The following is an 18,239-nucleotide window of genomic DNA, read 5'->3' as shown; positions in this document are numbered from 1 at the left end:
ATCCGCCATCGCCCCTCGCAGAGGCTCAGAAGAGAAGACCGGCGAGTCTCGCACGTGCCTTTGTGACGCGAGGATCGGCACCCACAATTTCGAACAGCTCGAGCAGGCGCTCGCGCACCGTTGCCTTGCCGTCATCATCGAGCTCGGGAAAGAGCGAGAGCAGACGGTCGAAGGCGTCATCGATGTGGCCCCCGGAGATATCCATGTCGGCGACGGCGAGCTGCGCATCGAGGTCGCCCGGAGCGGATGCTGCAGCAGCCCGCACCTCTTCAAGCGATGCCCCGCTGACGCGGGCCAGAAGCCGCACCTGCGCGCGCCCCGCGCGGGCTTCGTCGTCCTTCGGGTTCTGCGCAATCGCTTTGTCGTAGGCAGCGACGGCCGCATCGTAGTCGCCGCGGTCGATCGCGTCGTGAGCCTCCTGATGCAGCGGCGGAAGCGGCTCAGGTTCCGGCTCAGCATCCTCGGGCTCGTCCGGGGCCCCCGTCACCGTCGCGGTGCCAGTGACGCCGTTCTGAGCCGCGATCTGCAGCACCTGCTCGATGACTTCACGCACCTGGGCCTCGGGCACGGCACCCTGGAATACCTGCATGGGACGCCCGCCGAGCAGCACACCGACAGTCGGGATTGACTGGGCCTGGAACACCTGGGCCAGTTGCGGGTTCGCGTCGACATCCACCTTCATGAGCAGGATACGACCCGCGTAGTCAGCGACGACTTTCTCGAGAACGGGGGTGAGCTGTTTGCAGGGTCCGCACCATTCAGCCCAGAGGTCCACGAGAACAGGCACCTGCATCGACAGCTCAACGAAAGTCTCGACAGTCTGGTCCGTACCGTCGAGGACGAGGCTGTCGACGGCGACGGGGCCAGCAGAAGCCTCTTCGCCCTGGCCTGCGGGCTGCCCCGGCGTCTGCTGCTGCGGCGACGAGGACGCTCCGCGATTGGCGAGGCTGGACAGGTCGACGGCGCCCCTCAGGGCTGCACCATCAAGTGGCATTTCGCTCATTTCAACTCCGTGGCACTCAGGGGCCCCTGACTGAATCCGAGAAGCGTGATCTTCCCTTCAGAGTCAGCGGGCGGTACATAGAACAGCAATTGATCAGAATACGTGGCTTCGATGCCCTTTGTCGTCTTTTCGAGACCGGTCAGCGCGCTCATCGTCGTGCCGTCGATCTTGATCTCCGCACCGTCTTCCTTGGGTTTCGCTGTCTCGATCTCGAGCATATTGACGGCGACGAGGGCGCCCGAATTGAGCGTCGCCAGTGCAATCGGTTCGGCATCGCCCGCCTTGGTCGAGAACGAAATCGTGCCCGTGTCGGGAAGCTCTTCCTTCTTCGCACTGCGGTCAGAGGCGATCGCTTCGATCAGCGTGTCATTGCTCGTGTCGAACATCGAAGCGTACTCACTGTCATCACCCTTGGCGACGACGTCGGCATAGGCCGAGGCCACGTCTCCCGGTGGCATAGTCAGCCACGCGGAGTCCGCAGGAATGCTCGCCGCGCCCACGCTCGCCGGTGCGAGCTGCGGCACAACAGCATCCGGCTCGAGACGCTGGGTATACACGACCTTGTAGTTCTCGCGCGGCGTCTTCTGCTCAAGCACGACGGACGTAGGCGCAACGGTCGGGTCTTCGTCCTTCACCATCGCAATAACCGTTCGTGGCCAGGTATCCGTCGCCTTCGGAAGACTGATCGTCAGCGGCGCAGCCGGAATCGCTGCGGGGGCACCGTAATCCGAGATCTTCTCGCGGATCTTGTAATTCGTCTCGCGTTCCGAGAGCGCGGCTCCGGCAAAGCGCGTGGCTGCCAGATCACTGTCGCGCGCGCTGTCTGCCTCGGTCGCGACGGCGGAGATATCAGCCATGATGCGCTCGAGCTGAGGAACCGAGACTGCGGGTGCCGGAAGCTCATCGCCGTCGGGGGTGGCTGTCGGCGTGGGAGTCGACGACAGCCTGGGGTCAGGTGTGAAGTCCGGCCAGAAAGCCTGCGAGCATCCGGAGAGGCTGATGGCACCGACCAGAACCACCGGCACAGCGATCATCCGCAGTCGCTTGGTGCTCTTGCCCGTCGTCAGCGCACGCGGACGCGACCCTCGACCGAGAATCCCCTTCTTGCGGCCCTGATCGATTCCCTTGCGGCGAGGCCCGCGCGACCGACGCAGATGATTGATGCCGAGCAGGTAGAGCACCAATCCCACAATGATCATCACGATCCCGCCGACGATGAGCGGCCCGGCCCAGGGCGTCGAGTTATCACTCGGCCAGGTCAGCTTGACGGTTTCTGGCGCGGGCTGTGTGCCGTCCGAGGCAATCAGCACGCTCACGTCCGAGGGAATGTTCATGGGGGCGATAACTGCCTCCTCTTCGACGTTCTCCATCAACCACAGGTCTGACCCCTTAGGGTTCGGTCCGGCCTCCTCGTCGGCGTTTTTAGCGTCGGCGTCATCGGCTTCAGCGTCGGTCTTGTCAGCGTCAGGGTCGTCGGTCGCTTTCGGGTCCGGCGTTTCCGTGGTCTCCGGTTCGGAGGGCTCCGGCGTGTGCGATGCCACAACGAGCTTCGAAGTGTCCTCGTTGAACGAGATCGTGTTGAACGGCTCGTCCCCGAGCCAGGCTTTGACGTCAGAGGTCCGACCGTAAGCGACGAAGACGGTGTCCGACCCTGTAGCGGTCACCGACTGCTTGCCAGGAAGCGCGGTCATCGTGCCGCCGTCGATCACGGTGAATGCCGCGTCTCCGGGAACCGTCACCTCATACGACACCGCGGCCGGCGGCAGAAAAACGGTCCGCTGGGCGATGCCGAGAACGATCATGGCCGCCGCAACGACGAACGCGGCAATTGCCAAGACGAATCGCACGAGTTTCTCCTCCAGCGCCACCGTGATCGGTTAGTGCATCCGGGTATCGGGTTTCGGGCATGACGGTGACGAATACAGACGCTACAGATTAGCCCATTTGTCTGAAAACAAGCTCGGCGACGCGGTGCCATGCTTCCCCGGGCGAGGCTCCGCGGCGTCTAGGATGAGTGGCACGAACTCTCGAGAGGGGCACGAGTGAAAATCCAGAACGCATTCCGCGTCGGGCTCATCGGCACTCTCGGCGTCGGCATCGGTCTGCTGATCATCAATTCAGTCGTCTCTCTCTCGACGGTCATCATCTATATCGGGGCCGCCCTGTTCATCGCGCTTGGCCTTGACCCGATCGTGACCTGGCTCGAGAAAAAGAGCTTCCCGCGCTGGGCGGCTCTCGTCACCGTCATGGTCTGCGTTCTGTCGCTGTTCACTGGAATCATCTGGATGGTCGTTCCGATCATCGTCGATCAGGTCGGCAAGCTCGTCGCCCTCGTACCCCAAATTCAGCGGCAGATCGGCGACCTCACGCTGCTGCAATACCTGCAGCAGCAGTTCCCCTTCATCCCCTTCGATGACTTCATCGACAGCGCCGCCAGCTGGCTCACGGATGCGAGCAACGTCTCGAACCTCTCAAGCGGCATCTTGAACGTCGCACTGTCGATCGGATCATTCTTCTTCGGGGCCCTGATCATCCTCATCCTGACCCTCTACTTCACCGCCTCGCTGCCGAGTATGCGTCGCGGGATGTACCTGCTCGTGCCGGCCTCGAAGCGGGCACGCTTTGCTGATCTCAGCGAGCAGATCACAGATTCGATCGGGTACTACGTCATCGGTCAGGCGAGCATCGCTGCCTGTAACGGCATCCTGTCGTTCATCTTCCTCTCGATCATCCAAGCCCCATTCCCGCCCGTGCTCGCGGTTCTCGCGTTCGTGGCATCGATGATCCCACTCGTGGGAACCCTGTCCGGCTCGATCATCATCACGCTCGCCTGCCTGATTCCGGGCCTCGGCTCTCCCTTCACCGCACTCGTCGCCGGGGTCTACTACCTCGTGTACATGCAGATCGAGGCGTACGTCATCAGCCCGAACATCATGCGCCGCGCGGTCTCGGTTCCCGGTGCCGTCGTCGTCATCGCCGCGCTTGCGGGAGGGTCGCTTCTCGGGCTGCTGGGGGCACTCGTCGCCATTCCGACGGCGGCGGCGATCCTGCTCATCATCAAGCAGGTCGTGATCCCCCGACAGAACGAACTCTAGTCGAGCTCTCATCGAGCTCTAGTCGACCGGACCGTCCCACTCATCGGGCAACGGCAGTGCAGCCGGGTTGACGATCGCGAGGATCTCGGAGAGCACCCGTCGCGTCTGCTTCTCACCCACCCAGAGGTGCCGGCCATTCTCAACAGGCACGACAGAGGCGTCGGGGACCGCCGAAAAGCGCTCTTGAGCTTCCGCCGGGCGCAGGTAGTCGTCAAGTTCGGGAATCACGGCGACAAGGCGGCGAGAGTCCCCGGCCCACGCCGCCAGCTCGACATCCGTTGTGCGGTGCAGAGGCGGTGAGAGCAGGATTGCTCCGGTCACCGGATGCGCGCGACCATATTTGAGGGCAAGCTCGGTTCCGAACGACCAGCCCAGAAGCCACGGATTGGGCAGCTCGCGCTGAGCGACGAAGTCCATTGCCGCATCGACATCAGATTCTTCATCGATGCCGTCGCCGAACTGTCCGTCGCTTGTGCCGCGCGGCGAGGTGGTGCCGCGCGTGTTGAACCGCAAAACGGCGAGATCAGCAAGGGCGGGAAGTCGAGCGGCAGCCTTCTTCAGGATGTGCGAGTCCATGAACCCGCCGGCGGTTGGCAGCGGATGCAGCGTGACCAGCGTCGCCACGGGCTCTCGATCAACGGGCAGGGCGAGTTCACCGACAAGCGTCAGGCCGTCATCGGTGTGCAGCGTGATGTCCTCCCGACGGGCGGGAAGAACAATCGCGCCGCGGATCTCGGTACTCACGAGATGCTCCAGCAGTGGGAGTGCCAGTGGCGGCGGGCCGCCAGGTCAGCGGAATCGCCAAGCACACCGTCGGCGCGCCAGGCGACGACGTGCGGGACACCTGGTTCGACGATGCCGCCGCATCCGGGGCACGTATAGTCCTTGAGCGCGCGAACGGCAGAAACGGGCTGCACATTCCAGGTCATTCCGTGCCGCACCTCAGAGCGCTTCCAGCCGGAGAGCAGGTGGCTGAGGTCATCGTCCTCGGTCGAAACGGCCGGGCGCCGTCGACGAGGCCTGTTGCTTCGCGGCATCATCAACTCCACGTCGAGAGGGATCAGTAAAAGCCCTTGGCTTGCGAGTGCGCCCACGCTCCACACGGCGAGCCGTATCGTCCGGCGATGTACCCAAGACCCCAGGTGATCTGCGTCGCGGGATTCGTCTGCCAGTCCGCCCCGGCCGATGCCATCTTGCTTCCCGGAAGCGCCTGCGGGATTCCGTACGCCCCGGATGACGCATTATGGGCGTAGACATTCCAGCCGGATTCACGGTTCCAGAGGGCGACAAGGCAGCTGTACTGGTCTTCGCCCCAGCCGCGAGCCATCACCATGTCGTGCGCAATGGCCTTCGCGGAACCTGGGTCGGGGGTGCCCGCAGGCGGCGCGCTGCCGCCGGACCCCGAGTTGGACCCGGAATCCGTCGTGTCCTTCTCAACCGGCTTCGGCTTGGGTTTGGGTTTCGGCTTGACATAGACGTCGTAGCCATCCCGATCGACAGCGGTCTCATACTTTCCGGCCACGACCATCGACTGCGCGTCGACGGCACGATCAGATTGCGCCACCTGAAAATAGGGGGACGCTATCGCACCCGAGTAGGGGTCGACGATGTTCACCGCGATAAACCCGAAAGCGGCAAGGAACGAGAAGAATCCCATGACGATCGTTCGGCGAGTGCGGGGTCGCTGACGCCGTGCCTTTACCGGTTCAACGACAGGCGCGAATACTGCAACATGCTTTCCCACGATAACGGTTATGTTACACGAGGGGTCGGCCAAGTCTCCACCGCGACGCCCCGACGATCAGCGAACGGCCAGCATGACGCTCACAACAGCATCGAGCACAGCATCCACTTGTGCTTCGTCGTATCCGCCGCGCTCACTCGCGAAGACGACAGAGCGCACACGGTCGACACTGATCGACTCCCCATCCGTGAAGTAGTCCTGAATGCGTCGTGCGAAGGCATCGACGTCTTTCCGCCGGTAGCCCTGAGCGATGATGCTGACGCGCCGGAAACGCTCTCCGTCTGGTCGCGCCAGCCGATTGAGAATCACCTGAGCTGTCGTCCGTGCCTCCGCCAGCCAGGGCTCACGACCCTTCTCCGCATAGGCATTGTCACGCTCACGACGCGCGAAAGCATCCTCCAGACGCTCCAACGCGGCATCCACGTGCACGGGCGAGTACCCTTTGCGCTTCATGCTGAACGACGCCGACCGCATGTCATCCGCCGACATCGACTCGGTTCCAGACTCGTTGTAGGCGTCGCGAGCGCGATCAAGGAATGCTTCCACCTCGTCGATGGCGTATCCCTTGCCGTGCTCAACCCGTGGAAAATGTGTCGTCACGTTCTCGTTCTCTCCTCTGGGCAGCTGACCGCAACGTCAGTGCGTTGCTAATGCATCACGACAGTGTAGACGCCGAACATGACGGCCGCGGACGGCAGGATCGAGTCGAGCCGATCGAGAAACCCGCCATGCCCAGGCAGCCACGAACTCATGTCTTTAATGCCCATGTCGCGTTTGATCATCGACTCCGTCAGATCCCCCACCGTGGCGCTGCCGAGGATGAGCAGACCGAGAATGACGCCGATCCACCAGGGCTGCCCGATCATGAATAGTGCGAGGAGAATGCCAACCAGGATGCTGCAGGCGGCAGCGCCTGCAAAACCTTCCCAGGTCTTGTTCGGGCTGATCATCGGCGCCATCGCATGTTTGCCGAACGACAGCCCGGCCACATACGCGCCGATGTCAACGCTCACGACAAGGATGATGAACCCGAGAGTCCACCATTCGCCGTTCTCCTGCGCCACGAGCACAACGGCGAAACTCGCGAGCCACGGCACGTAGATCTGGATGAACGCGGCGGTTGCGAGGTCACTAATGATGTCTTTGACGCCGCGCGTTGAGCCCGACGCCATCTGGGCAACCAGGCGGAAGACAACGACGAACGCGATTCCGCCCGCCAGAACCATTCCGCGCGATGGTGCGTCGATGAAATACGCGGTGCCGATGATCACGACAGCCGAGATCGCGGCGGCGACGGGGTCGACGAACCGCCCGGTCCGGCGGAGGGCCTGTGCAAGCTCAAACGCCGTGAAGCCAACGATGATCGTCGCGAAGATAACAAAGACGACCTTCACGAAGATCAGACTCGCGACGAGCCCGGCACCGAGGACAACTCCGATGATGATCGCAAGGAATAAGTTGCGACCGGTGCGCGCCTCGATGCGCTCATTGACCTGGTCGAATCTTTCCCGGCCATCGCGCACCTGACGCTCGATGTCTTCTCTCGTCACCCGCAACTGTGCTTGCAGATCCGCTCGTCGGCGGCGGGCGGTATGGCGCCGTGACGAGGATTCATCATCAGAGTTCATGATGCCCCCTGTCATCGAATACAGGCATCACACCTCGAGAAGTTCTGCCTCTTTGCGCTTCAACGCATCGTCGATGGCGTCCGTGTGCGTCTTGGTAATCTGCTCAAGCTCCTTTTCGCCGCGCGCTACTTCGTCGTCGCCCAGTTCTCCCTTGAGCGCGTCGAGATCGTCCTTGCCCTTCCGCCGAATGTTGCGCACCGCCACGCGAGCGTCCTCGCCCTTGGCGCGAACCAGCTTCACGTACTCTTTGCGACGTTCTTCAGTGAGTTCAGGCATGGTCACCCGGATGATCGTGCCATCATTCGTGGGGTTCACTCCGAGATTGGGAGCGTCTCTGATCGCCTGCTCCATGTCTTTCATCGCCGACTTGTCGTACGGCGAGATCACGATCGAGCGCGCGTCGGAGTTGTTCACGGAGGCCAGCTGTTCGAGCGGCGTCGGAGTACCGTAGTAGTCGACGAGTAGGCGCTGGAAAAGCTGCGGGTTCGCGCGCCCCGAACGCACGGTGGCGAAGTCATCCTTGGCCACCTCAACGGCTTTGTCCATCTTTGCTGACGTCTCAGTCAATACTTCGGCGATCACTCGTCGCTCCTTCTCGTCGTTGGCCTTCGCCCAGTCTAGTTGGTGACGAAGGTTCCCATTTCGCTGCCGCGCAGAACTGTCGTGACGTTGCCTGCGGGTTCCATGCCGAAAACCTGCATCGGCATGCGATTGTCCATACAGAGGCTGAACGCCGTCGAATCGACAACTTTCAGGCCTTTCTGAAGTGCTTCCTGATACGTAATCTCCCGAATCAGAGTTGCCGACGGGTCGACGTTGGGGTCGGCGGTGTACACACCGTCGACGCCGTTCTTCGCGACGAGTACGACATCGGCACCGATCTCCAGCGCTCGCTGGGCCGCCACCGTGTCCGTGGAGAAGTACGGCAGCCCTGCGCCGGCTCCGAAGATCACAACACGCCCCTTCTCAAGGTGTCGTTCGGCTCGACGCGGAATATATGGCTCAGCCACCTGGGTCATTTCGATCGCCGACTGAACACGTGTGGCCGCTCCGGCCTGCTCAAGAAAGTCTTGCAGGGCGAGCGCGTTCATGACCGTGCCCAGCATTCCCATATAATCGGCGCGCCCGCGCTCCATCCCACGCTCCGAAAGCTCGGCACCACGGAAGAAGTTTCCGCCGCCGACGACGATCGCGACCTCGACCTCGCTCGCCGCCTCTGCGATCTCACGCGCGATGTTTCCGACGACGTCCGGGTTTACTCCCAGCCGCCCGCCTCCGAACGCCTCTCCCGACAGCTTGAGCAGTACTCTGCGCTTCTTCTCCAACATGCGGTCGATTTCCTTCCGATCGTGTGCTCTTCAAACTACTGGGTGCTGCCGGTTCCTGCACACACAAAGGAGTCCGGGTCGCTCATTCGCAACCCGGACTCCTTGTGTCTGCTTACGCGCCGACTTTCAACCGGGCGAAACCGGTGACGGTCAGACCGGCGTCAGAAAGTACCTTCTTGACCTGAACCTTGTTGTCTCTCGCGTAGGCCTGCTCGAGGAGCACGACCTGCTTGAGGAAGGCGTTCAGGCGCCCCTCGATGATCTTCGGGAGCGCGGCCTCCGGCTTGCCCTCGTTGCGCGAGATTTCGGTGACGATCTCGCGCTCCTTGTCGAGCACGTCAGCCGGAACATCGTCGCTGTTCAGGTAGGCGGGGTCGAACATGGCGATGTGCTGGGCGATCGCGCGAGCCGTCTCGGCGTCCTCGCCCTCATAGGCCACGACAACGCCAATCTGCGGTGGGAGGTCCTTGGAGGTCCTGTGCAGATAGACGGCAAAGGTCGAGCCCTCGACACGCACAACGCGACGCAGTTCGATCTTCTCGCCGATAGTTGCTGCCTGCTCGCTGATGAGATCGGCAACGGTTTTACCCGATGCGTCGGCCGCGAGGCCCTCGTCCGCCGACGACGCGCCAGCCGCCGAAACGGCGTCAGCTACGGTTTCAGCGAGTCGAACGAATGTGTCGTTCTTCGCGACGAAGTCAGTCTCGCATGCCAGCTCGATGAGCGTTGTGGCACCGGCCGACTCACGAGAGACGATCAGCCCCTCGCTCGTCGAGCGGTCGGCGCGCTTGGCGTTTCCCTTCGCACCCTTGAGGCGAAGAATCTCCGTGGCCTTCTCGACGTCGCCGTCGGCCTCGACGAGAGCCGCCTTGGTGTCAGACATGCCCGTGCCGAGCTGCTCACGCAGCGCCTTCAGGTCGGCAATGCTGAAGTTTGCCATTGTGTGGAACTCCTCGTGTTCGAAAGTTACTTTGCGTCGTCTGCGGCGGGGGCTTCCTCGGCGGGCGCCTCAGGAGCCTCTTCTGCGGCGGCCTCGGCCGGAGCCTCGACAGTCTCGGCCGGAGTCTCTGTTGCCTCAGCGTCTGCGGAAGCCTCAGCTGCCTCGTCTGCAGCTGCCTCAGCCGGAGCGACGGCTTCATCAGCCTTCGCCTCGGCCGGCGCTGCCGTCTCCTCTGCAGGCTTGCCCTGCTCGGCCGTCAGGAGCTCCTGCTCCCATTCGGCGAGCGGTTCGGCCTGCTCAGAGCCCTCGGCGGGCTTCTGGTGGCGCTGGATGAGACCCTCGGCTGCGGCGTCGGCCACGATGCGCGTGAGCAGGCTCACGGAGCGGATCGCGTCGTCGTTGCCCGGGATCGGGTAGTTGACCTCGTCAGGGTCGCAGTTGGTGTCGAGGATTGCGACGACCGGAATGCCAAGCTTCTTCGCCTCGTCAACGGCGAGGTGCTCTTTCTTGGTGTCGACGATCCACAGCGCAGACGGCGTCTTGGTGAGGTTGCGGATACCGCCGAGCGACTTGTGCAGCTTGTCGAGCTCGCGCTTCTTGATCAGCAGCTCTTTCTTGGTGAACGCCGACTTCGAGGCATCCTCGTAGTCGAGCTCCTCGAGCTCCTTCATGCGAGCAAGACGCTTCGACACGGTCTGGAAGTTGGTGAGGAGGCCACCGAGCCAACGCTGGTTCACGTAGGGCTGGCCCACACGCGTCGCCTGCTCGGCAATCGACTCCTGAGCCTGCTTCTTCGTTCCGACGAAGAGCACGCTGCCGCCGTGGGCGACGGTCTCCTTGACGAAGTCGTACGCGCGATCGATGTACGCGAGCGACTGCTGCAGGTCGATGATGTAAATGCCGGAACGCTCGGTGAAGATGAAGCGCTTCATCTTGGGGTTCCAACGGCGGGTCTGGTGCCCGAAGTGCACGCCGCTGTCGAGCAGCTGGCGGATTGTTACGACGGCCATGGCCGTGTCTCCTTCTCTGACGCCGTGCGGCGTCGTGTTCGGTTGCATACGCGATCGGCTGATCGCTCGTCCTGGTGCCCGGCACACACCCACTCCGCTCCAGGAGCGAAGACCGATGGGTGAGGAGGCCGATTGGGCACGCGTAGTCACCCCGACATGCGGGATGCTCCGGCTATCTTAGCATCCGACAGCCATGGCTTCGTCGCCCACAGGCAGGCGTGACAGACCGGATGCTGACAGGTGCGCACGTTCTTATTCCGTCGCCGTTCTCCGGCAGAGACAATCGGGGCATGACTGTGCGATCCCGGTTTCTTCGCTCCCCCGCATCCGCGTGCGCGCTCATGATCGTGCTTGTGGCTGCGGCCCTCCTCGTCGATGCGCCCGCAGCGGCAGAAAACCGTTCCGCTCCCCCGGCCGTCGCGACACCGTGGCTGTGGCCGGTCGACGGCGAGCGCAGCATCACCCGCGGATTCGAAGCCCCGGCGGATCCGTGGGGGCCCGGCCATCGCGGCATCGACATCGCGGTGCATGCCGACCAGGAGGTGCGCTCCCCCGCCCCCGGCACGGTCTTCTTCGTCGGTATGGTCGTCGACCGGCCCGTGATCACCGTGGCGCACGAGGGCGATGTTCTCAGCAGCTATGAGGCTGTGGCTCCCGCCGTCGAGCTCGGCGACGTCGTCGACGGCAGGGAGCTGCTCGGGACCGTCACGACGGGGCCACACTGTGGCACGAGCTGTCTGCATGTTGGCGTGCGCGTTCATGGCGAGTACGTCAATCCGCTTCTCTTCTTCGGCGGGATCGAGCGAGCCGTGCTCCTGCCCCTCGCTTCTGCGCCGTCGGCGGAAGACCTTCCGCACGGGCCCCCTGCGCGGTCCCCACGATAACGCCAACGGATCGGGGCCCTACGCGCTCAGGTTCCCCTGATTGGTCCAGCGCGGTCATGCCACCACCGCACGCGGGTACCTACGCGCGTGGGTGGGCCAGCCGGTAGCTCTCTCTGAGGCGATCGGCTGACACATGCGTGTAAACCTGCGTCGTGCCGAGGCTGGAATGGCCGAGAAGCTCTTGCACGGCGCGCAGGTCGGCTCCGCCGTCGAGCATGTGTGTGGCCGCCGTGTGGCGCAGCGTGTGCGGTCCCACACCGCTCGCTGCGGGAACACGCGAAAGAATCCGCGAAATCACCGCGTACGCCGACCGCGTGCTCAGGCGCGCACCGCGTGCTCCGAGGAAGACAGCGGCGGCTTCCGCTGACGCGGCGTTCCCCGCTTTGGCCAGAAGGTCAGCACGCGCCGAGCGCAGGTAGTCGACGAGAGCCGACTGTGCCGGAACACCGAACGGCACGACGCGCTGCTTCGACCCCTTGCCCGTCACGCGAGCGGTAAGGCGATCCAGGTCGATGTCGTCAATATCGAGTCCGCAGAGCTCGGAGACGCGCAGTCCCGACGCATAGAGCAGCTCGACGATCGCTCGATCGCGAATCTCGAGTGCCCCGCCGGATGCCGCGGCTGCCGCCACCTCGTCAAGAACGTGTGCCATGGATTCCCGGGGCACGACGGTGGGCAGGTGCGTGCCGGTCTTCGGCGAACGCAGTCGCGCCGCGGTGTCCACCTCTGTGGCTCCCTCGCGCCACATCCATGCTGACCAGCTGCGCAGCGTCGCCGAGCGGCGAGCGATCGTCGTCTGTGCGAGCCCGGCTGTGGACATCGACCAGAGCCAATCTCTGTAGGTGTCGAGGTCGAGCTGGCGAGTGTCGGAGATCGTCCGCTGTGCGGCCCACGCAGCGAAGGCCGCAAGGTCCGAGGCATAGGCTCGCGCGGTCTGCGGTGAGAAGTTGCGCTCGACCACGACGTGATCGACGAACTCCTCGCGGGCTGCGCTGATCTCCATGTCTTCAGTCTGGTCTCCCTGCGTCGGATCCCGGGCACGGCACTCCGACGAGGGAGCAGCTGCGAGGCCGCACTGACCGGCGCGAAACCATACCGACGGCTGGTCAGGCCATCAGCCAGCCGTTCGATGTCTCGCGAACGTCGCCCAGCACGCTCAACGTTCCGAGGCGAGAGCGGACGGCGTCGTGGTCGAGCCCACTGCGCGACGCGATCTCGTCGACGGTACGCGGACGTCGTGAGCTCAGGGCGTCGAGCACACGTGTCTCGATCCAGTCGCGCAGCGGAGAGAGGATGTCGGTATCGTCGCTGTCTCCCGCGAGCTCTGCTGCCTCGTCCGCACTCGTGACGCACACGGCGTCGTTCTCGCGCAGAAGCCGGTGGCAACCGGCTGAGGCGGCGCTCGTCACCGGTCCGGGAACGGCGCCGAGCGGCCTGCCGAGTGTCGACGCGTGAGCTGCGGTGTTCAGCGAGCCGCTGCGCCATCCTGCTTCGACGATGATCGTCGCTGTCGCCAGCGCACTGATAAGTCGATTGCGCTGCAGAAACCGCCAGCGCGTGGGAGTCGAACCGCAAGGGACCTCACTGAGCAGAACACCCTCCGTGGCAATGCGCTCGATGAGGTCGGAGTGCCCCCGCGGATAGGGTCTGTCGATCCCTCCGGCAAGAAAAGCAGCAGTTGCACCGCCGGAGGCAAGGGTCGCCCGATGCGCATGGCCGTCGATTCCATACGCCGCGCCGGAGATGATGCCGACGCCGCGGGCCACGAGTCCCGACGCGATCTCCATCGTGACGTGCTCTCCGTATCCTGTCGAGTTGCGCGAGCCCACGACGGCAACCGAACGTGTGGGGAGAACATCGAGGCTGCCGCGCGCCCAGAGCCCGAGCGGCGCGTTCTCGCCGAGATCATCGACACCACTCGGCCAGTCCCGGTCTCCCGGCATGATGAAACGTGCGCCGCACCGCTCGGCGGCCCGGCGATAGGCGTCGGAGTCGATGGTGCCGATGCGGGGCCGCCACCTGTTCAGCCCGTGGGCGACAAGTTCCACGACCTCGTGGACCGCGTCCGCCCCCGCATCCGTGTGCTCGAGCAGTTCGCTGACGATTACGGCGGCCGAGACATCGCTTGCCACGAGATCGCGTGCTCGCGCAGCGCCGAGCGCGTCGATGAGCGTGTGCGCTGTTCCATCACCGGGTTCGGCGACCCCAAGCCAGTGCTCGCGGGCCCGTCGCTCTTCTTCATCGCGACGCGGTGTACCCGTGTGCCCGGTGTGTGCTGCCCCGTCGATCTGCGTCACGGTGTCATTCCCTTCCTCAAGTACAGCGCCTTTCCGACATGCTCTGCCGTCGGCTGCTCCGTTCCCGCCAAGTCGCTGATCGTCCAGGCGACGCGGAGTACACGGTCGTATCCGCGCATGGTGAGCGAGCCACGTTCCAGAGCGCGATCGATCCCCGCCGTCACACTCCTCGGCACTGCGCCGTCGCCACGGAGCCAAGCCCCCGTCACCTCGGAGTTACGCGTCCAGGGTGTGGAACGCAGGCGTTCTGCGGCGCGTGCGCGGGCTTCGGTGACACGAGCTCGCACGTCGCTTGATCGAGGCCGGTCGACAGACGCAGACGCCTGCAGGTGCGCGGCGGAGACCCGAGACACGCTCAGCTGAATGTCGACACGGTCGCGCAGCGGCCCGGAGAGCCGCCCCAGGTATCGGCGGATCGACGCCGGAGGGCATGTGCAGTGTCCGTCTGCCGCGCCGTACTGGCCGCACGGACAGGGGTTCGCCGCGATCACGAGCTGAAACCGGCCAGGAAAGCGCGCGACAGCATGCGCTCGATGAATCGTGATGATGCCCGACTCGAGAGGTTGGCGGAGGGCGTCGAGCACGGTTCTGTCGAACTCGGGTGCCTCATCCAGAAACAGCACTCCGTTGACCGCTCGCGCAGCGGCGCCCGGGCGAATTGTTCCACTGCCGCCGCCGATGATCGCCGCGGCCGTTGCCGTGTGGTGCGGCGCCTCATAGCCGGGTCGCAGACGAAGCGCGCCTCCGAACGGCTGGCCGGCAAGCGACCCGACGCTCGCTGTTTCCAACGCTTCGTCGATGCTGAGATCGGGAAGAATTCCCGGCAGCCGTTCGGCGATCATCGTCTTTCCAGACCCCGGTGGGCCCAGCATCATCAGGTGATGCCCTCCCGCGGCCGCTGTCTCAAGTGCATCGACAGCATCCGACTGCCCGATGACATCAGCAATGTCGAGAGACTCGGGCTCCACATCGGGAACAGGCGGCGCCGTGATTGCCTCGACCGGGCGTGCGGCAAGGTCAGCGCCGTGGTGGATCGCCGCATCGCGAAGCGAGGGAACAGCGATGATGTCGGCACCGGGAACAAGCCGCGCTTCGTCGGCATTCGCCACGGGCACCATCACGGTGCTGCGTCCCTCGCGAACGGCAGCGCGAACCGCGGGCAGAACACCCGGTGTGGGGCGCAGCCGGCCATCGAGACCCAATTCCCCGATATGGACCACTTGGTCCACCGAGGCGCGGTCGATCACACCATCCGCTGCGAGGCAGGCCAGTGCAATGGCAAGATCAAATCCCGCCCCGTGCTTGGGCAGACTGGCCGGTGACAGGTTGACGGTGATGCGCCTGGCCGCCAGCCGGCATCCGGAATTGCTCACCGCCTGACGCACACGGCCCTCGGCTTCGCGCAGGGAGCGGTCTCCGAGACCGATAATCACGAAGGCGGGCAGCTGGGCCGAGATATCGGCCTCCACTTCGATCAGCGTGCCGTCCAGACCGATGAGTGCGAGAGCCCAGGTTCGCGCGACGGGCATCAGCACACCTGCTCAAGATGCTCGATCACGGGAGCGTCGTCCCCGTGCGGCCAGATCACGCCGATGGCGTCGATGCGGATGCGGCGCGGCGCTGTGACAGCCTCGGCATCCCATTGCCGGGCCAGCCTGCGCAGGCGACGCGCCTTGTCGTGCGTGATCGCCTCAAAGGGGTGGCCGAAGCCGACGCCCGAGCGCGTCTTCACCTCGACGAAGACAATGGTGTCGCCCGAGCGGGCGATGATGTCGATCTCGCCGAGCGCATGACGCCAATTGCGCTCGAGGATCTCGTAGCCCAACTGCTCCAGATGGGCGCACGCCGCGGCTTCTCCGCGTGCCCCGAATTCGATCGTCGTCTCATCCATGCGCCCATCGTGGCGCGCGATCTCGTCGCGCGCGACCGCACCAGGTCCACCTGTGTACGACATGCCCGCGCCGCACGCTTGTGGACGACGATTGCCGACCGTTCACCGAAGGAGGACGCCTGCCTCAAGCATCCGATCGCCGACGGCTATTCGTCGAGGGCGAGGTCCTTGGGGAGCTCGAACTCTCGGCTCTGCAGCTCTTCGATATTGACGTCCTTGAACGTCAGAACACGCACTGACTTCACGAAGCGGTCGGAGCGGTAGATGTCCCACACCCAGACATCGCGCATCGTGACCTCGAAATAGAAATCATGCTCGGTGTCGCGACGTACGAGCTCAACCTCATTGGCCAAGTAAAAGCGCCGCTCTGTCTCGATCACGTAGCCGAATTGTCCGACGACATCCCGGTACTCACGGAAGAGGGCAAGCTCGACCTCGCGGTCGTAGTCCTCAAAATCTTCGTCATCCATTGTGTTCTCATCCTACGTGGTTGACGAGCCAGGTTCGGCGGTGGACGGAGGTCACCCCGTGCGCCCTGATCGCCTCTAGATGGGCGACGGAGCCGTACCCTTTGTTGGACTGCCACTCGTAGACCGGGGTCTTGGCGTGTTCGGCGACCATCATCGTGTCGCGGTGCACTTTTGCGACAACTGACGCGGCGGCGATCGATGCACAGTCGCGGTCGCCCTTGACCCGTGTACGAACGTCGAGCGGATGCGTCAGCGTCGGTGACAGATAATCGTGATTGCCGTCGAGAAGGATGGTTCCCGAAGCGATGGCGAGGCCCTGTTCGTACAGCAGCCCGAGGGCACGCTTGGCCGCCAGCCCCAACGCAGTGACGATTCCGACGTCGTCGACCTCCTGCGGGCTTGCCAGCCCGACAGCCGAGTGCAGAGCCCAGGTCGCGACCACGGGCGCGAGAGACGTGCGCTTCTTCTCGCTGAGCATCTTCGAGTCACGCAAACCGGGCGGGATGCTGGTGTGCGTCGCATCGACAACGGCCATACCCACAGCGACAGGGCCCGCCACTGCTCCCCGCCCCACCTCATCGCAGCCGATCACGAACGGGGCTCCCGACGTGATCAGCTCGGTCTCGACGTCAAGTGTCGGATCAGACACGGTCATCGGTCGTTCACTCGGCCCCAGCATCCGGAATGCCGTCGAACACGGCGGGATAATCGCCGAGCCCCTGCCACCGGTCAATCGGCCAGCTGATGACGAACGCGCGCCCGACGACGTTGTCGATGGGAACGTATCCCTTGCCCGGCGTGTTGCCGTTGTACCGGGAATCTTTGGAGTTGTACCTGTTGTCGCCCATCACCCACAGCGAGTCGGCGGGCACCGTGATGTCGAACGAGGTCGCCGAGACGGCCTGGGCTGATTGCGGAAGCAGAAGATAGGGCTCATTGAGCGGCACGCCGTTGACACTCATCTGGCCGAGAGCGTTGCAGCACACGACGTGGTCGCCGGGCAGCCCGATCACTCGTTTGATGAGGTGGTCGTTGCTGTCGCTCACCGAGAGCCCGACCGCCGTGAGCAGGCCGTCCCAGGCGCTGACGATCCACGGAGTGTCGGGGTCGGGCGGGGGCGAGGAGAGCCAGCCGCCCGGGTCGGTGAACACGACGACATCTCCCCTCTGCAGATCGATGACGTCGGGAACGAGTTCATTGACGATGATTCGGTCATTGATCTGGAGCGTGTCCTCCATGGATCCGGACGGAATGTAAAACGACCGCACAAGGAACGTCTTCACGAGGAATGACACGAGAAGCGCCACGATGACGATGATCACGAGGTCACGAAGGAACGCGAGCGCTCCGCGCCGCCGTCTGTCTGCGGGGTTTTCCGCCGCCACTGATTCTTCTGTCATTAAACCGTCCGAGCTCCCCACCAGTCTAGGTGGGGAGCTCGGCACGTTTTGACAACGACGCGAATCAGTTGGCGCGCTTCTCGCGGATCTTCGCCTTCTTGCCGTGCAGGTTGCGCAGGTAGTAGATCTTGGCCCGGCGCACGTCGCCGCGCGAGACAAGCTCGATCTTTTCGATGACCGGCGAGTGCACGGGGAACGTACGCTCAACGCCGACCTGGAAGCTGACCTTGCGAACGGTGAATGTCTCACGGACGCCGTGGCCCTGACGGCCGATTACCGTGCCCTGGAACACCTGGATACGTGAGCGGCTGCCCTCGACAATGTTCACGTGAACCTTAACGTTGTCGCCGGCGCGGAAGTCGGGGACGTCGGACTTGAGGGATGCTGCATCGACGCTGTCGAGGATATGCATGGTCATTCACTCTCTGTGCCCGCCACTGGTCGAGCACGAATCTCTGGAAAAGTTGAAGGTGCGTGCCCCTGTGTCGGATTGATCTCTGTCAGATTGATCCGCGGCGCAAAGGTTCCCCCGTGGCAGAACCGAGCCAA

21 protein-coding genes are annotated in these 18,239 nt (G+C 64.0%); 2 read left to right on the top strand and 19 right to left on the bottom strand.

Going from position 1 to position 18,239, the window contains the following annotated elements:
• Window positions 1–25 precede the first annotated feature (25 nt).
• Together OK352_RS13930 and OK352_RS13925 are read right to left on the bottom strand one after the other, a co-directional pair.
• Window positions 26–1,003: a tetratricopeptide repeat protein gene (locus OK352_RS13930; RefSeq protein ID WP_265142107.1), complete on the bottom strand. Its 978-nt coding sequence runs from the start codon at window positions 1,001–1,003 to the stop codon at window positions 26–28.
• Window positions 1,000–2,850 (bottom strand): DUF8094 domain-containing protein, encoded by a 1,851-nt coding sequence (locus tag OK352_RS13925; protein ID WP_265142106.1) that lies wholly within the window; start codon window positions 2,848–2,850, stop codon window positions 1,000–1,002. Before OK352_RS13925 ends, OK352_RS13930 begins: the two co-directional genes overlap by 4 nt.
• 195 nt (window positions 2,851–3,045) lie before the next feature.
• Here OK352_RS13925 and OK352_RS13920 point away from each other — a divergent pair, with 195 nt between their 5' ends.
• The gene (locus OK352_RS13920) at window positions 3,046–4,098 is read left to right on the top strand and encodes an AI-2E family transporter (RefSeq protein WP_265142105.1); all 1,053 of its coding nucleotides are present in this window, start codon (window positions 3,046–3,048) and stop codon (window positions 4,096–4,098) included.
• Between the two features lie 18 nt (window positions 4,099–4,116).
• On the opposite strand, the gene OK352_RS13915 is transcribed toward OK352_RS13920, so the two are convergent.
• From OK352_RS13915 to rpsB, 9 genes are all read right to left on the bottom strand, one after another.
• Complete coding sequence (locus tag OK352_RS13915; protein ID WP_265142104.1) at window positions 4,117–4,842, bottom strand: alpha/beta hydrolase; 726 nt, start codon at window positions 4,840–4,842, stop codon at window positions 4,117–4,119.
• Window positions 4,839–5,135 carry a hypothetical protein gene (locus OK352_RS13910; protein WP_265142103.1) on the bottom strand — a complete coding sequence of 99 codons (297 nt, stop codon included), beginning with the start codon at window positions 5,133–5,135 and terminating at the stop codon, window positions 4,839–4,841. Before OK352_RS13910 ends, OK352_RS13915 begins: the two co-directional genes overlap by 4 nt.
• A gap of 23 nt (window positions 5,136–5,158) precedes the next feature.
• The gene (locus OK352_RS13905; RefSeq protein WP_265142102.1) at window positions 5,159–5,755 is read right to left on the bottom strand and encodes an aggregation-promoting factor C-terminal-like domain-containing protein; all 597 of its coding nucleotides are present in this window, start codon (window positions 5,753–5,755) and stop codon (window positions 5,159–5,161) included.
• 144 nt (window positions 5,756–5,899) lie between these two features.
• Window positions 5,900–6,442, bottom strand: coding sequence for a DivIVA domain-containing protein (locus OK352_RS13900; protein WP_265142101.1), 543 nt, complete (start codon window positions 6,440–6,442; stop codon window positions 5,900–5,902).
• Between the two features lie 47 nt (window positions 6,443–6,489).
• Entirely contained in the window at window positions 6,490–7,470 is a 981-nt protein-coding gene (locus tag OK352_RS13895) for a phosphatidate cytidylyltransferase (RefSeq protein WP_265142100.1), read from the bottom strand.
• A 27-nt stretch (window positions 7,471–7,497) separates the two neighbouring features.
• Window positions 7,498–8,052, bottom strand: a complete 555-nt coding sequence (gene frr / locus OK352_RS13890; protein WP_265142099.1) for a ribosome recycling factor — start codon at window positions 8,050–8,052, stop codon at window positions 7,498–7,500.
• 35 nt (window positions 8,053–8,087) lie between these two features.
• Window positions 8,088–8,798 carry a UMP kinase gene (gene pyrH, locus OK352_RS13885; protein ID WP_265142098.1) on the bottom strand — a complete coding sequence of 237 codons (711 nt, stop codon included), beginning with the start codon at window positions 8,796–8,798 and terminating at the stop codon, window positions 8,088–8,090.
• 112 nt (window positions 8,799–8,910) lie between these two features.
• Window positions 8,911–9,738 carry a translation elongation factor Ts gene (gene tsf, locus OK352_RS13880; protein WP_265142097.1) on the bottom strand — a complete coding sequence of 276 codons (828 nt, stop codon included), beginning with the start codon at window positions 9,736–9,738 and terminating at the stop codon, window positions 8,911–8,913.
• 26 nt (window positions 9,739–9,764) lie between these two features.
• Window positions 9,765–10,748, bottom strand: a complete 984-nt coding sequence (gene rpsB / locus OK352_RS13875) for a 30S ribosomal protein S2 (protein ID WP_265142096.1) — start codon at window positions 10,746–10,748, stop codon at window positions 9,765–9,767.
• Window positions 10,749–11,038: 290 nt separating this feature from the next.
• Here rpsB and OK352_RS13870 point away from each other — a divergent pair, with 290 nt between their 5' ends.
• Window positions 11,039–11,632, top strand: coding sequence for a murein hydrolase activator EnvC family protein (locus OK352_RS13870; protein ID WP_265142095.1), 594 nt, complete (start codon window positions 11,039–11,041; stop codon window positions 11,630–11,632).
• A gap of 79 nt (window positions 11,633–11,711) precedes the next feature.
• Here OK352_RS13870 and OK352_RS13865 read toward each other — a convergent pair whose 3' ends face one another.
• From OK352_RS13865 to rplS, 8 genes are all read right to left on the bottom strand, one after another.
• Window positions 11,712–12,635, bottom strand: coding sequence for a tyrosine recombinase (locus OK352_RS13865; protein ID WP_265142094.1), 924 nt, complete (start codon window positions 12,633–12,635; stop codon window positions 11,712–11,714).
• 103 nt (window positions 12,636–12,738) lie between these two features.
• Window positions 12,739–13,929, bottom strand: coding sequence for a DNA-processing protein DprA (gene dprA, locus OK352_RS13860; protein WP_265142093.1), 1,191 nt, complete (start codon window positions 13,927–13,929; stop codon window positions 12,739–12,741).
• Window positions 13,926–15,458, bottom strand: coding sequence for a YifB family Mg chelatase-like AAA ATPase (locus OK352_RS13855; protein ID WP_265142092.1), 1,533 nt, complete (start codon window positions 15,456–15,458; stop codon window positions 13,926–13,928). Before OK352_RS13855 ends, dprA begins: the two co-directional genes overlap by 4 nt.
• A complete protein-coding gene (locus tag OK352_RS13850) occupies window positions 15,458–15,883 on the bottom strand; it encodes a YraN family protein (RefSeq protein WP_306387804.1) in 426 nt (141 codons plus the stop codon). Before OK352_RS13850 ends, OK352_RS13855 begins: the two co-directional genes overlap by 1 nt.
• Before the next feature lie 83 nt (window positions 15,884–15,966).
• Entirely contained in the window at window positions 15,967–16,290 is a 324-nt protein-coding gene (locus OK352_RS13845; RefSeq protein WP_265142091.1) for a DUF2469 domain-containing protein, read from the bottom strand.
• Window positions 16,291–16,297: 7 nt separating this feature from the next.
• The gene (locus OK352_RS13840; RefSeq protein WP_265142090.1) at window positions 16,298–16,945 is read right to left on the bottom strand and encodes a ribonuclease HII; all 648 of its coding nucleotides are present in this window, start codon (window positions 16,943–16,945) and stop codon (window positions 16,298–16,300) included.
• A gap of 7 nt (window positions 16,946–16,952) precedes the next feature.
• Window positions 16,953–17,690 carry a signal peptidase I gene (gene lepB / locus OK352_RS13835; protein WP_265142089.1) on the bottom strand — a complete coding sequence of 246 codons (738 nt, stop codon included), beginning with the start codon at window positions 17,688–17,690 and terminating at the stop codon, window positions 16,953–16,955.
• Window positions 17,691–17,754: 64 nt separating this feature from the next.
• A complete protein-coding gene (gene rplS, locus OK352_RS13830; RefSeq protein WP_265142528.1) occupies window positions 17,755–18,102 on the bottom strand; it encodes a 50S ribosomal protein L19 in 348 nt (115 codons plus the stop codon).
• Window positions 18,103–18,239 lie beyond the last annotated feature (137 nt).

Origin of the sequence: Microbacterium sp. MPKO10 (assembly GCF_026107415.2) — a bacterium.
GTDB lineage: Bacteria > Actinomycetota > Actinomycetes > Actinomycetales > Microbacteriaceae > Paramicrobacterium.
Note: the sequence above shows the minus strand (reverse complement) of the source record. Positions and strands in the feature narration are given on the sequence as shown.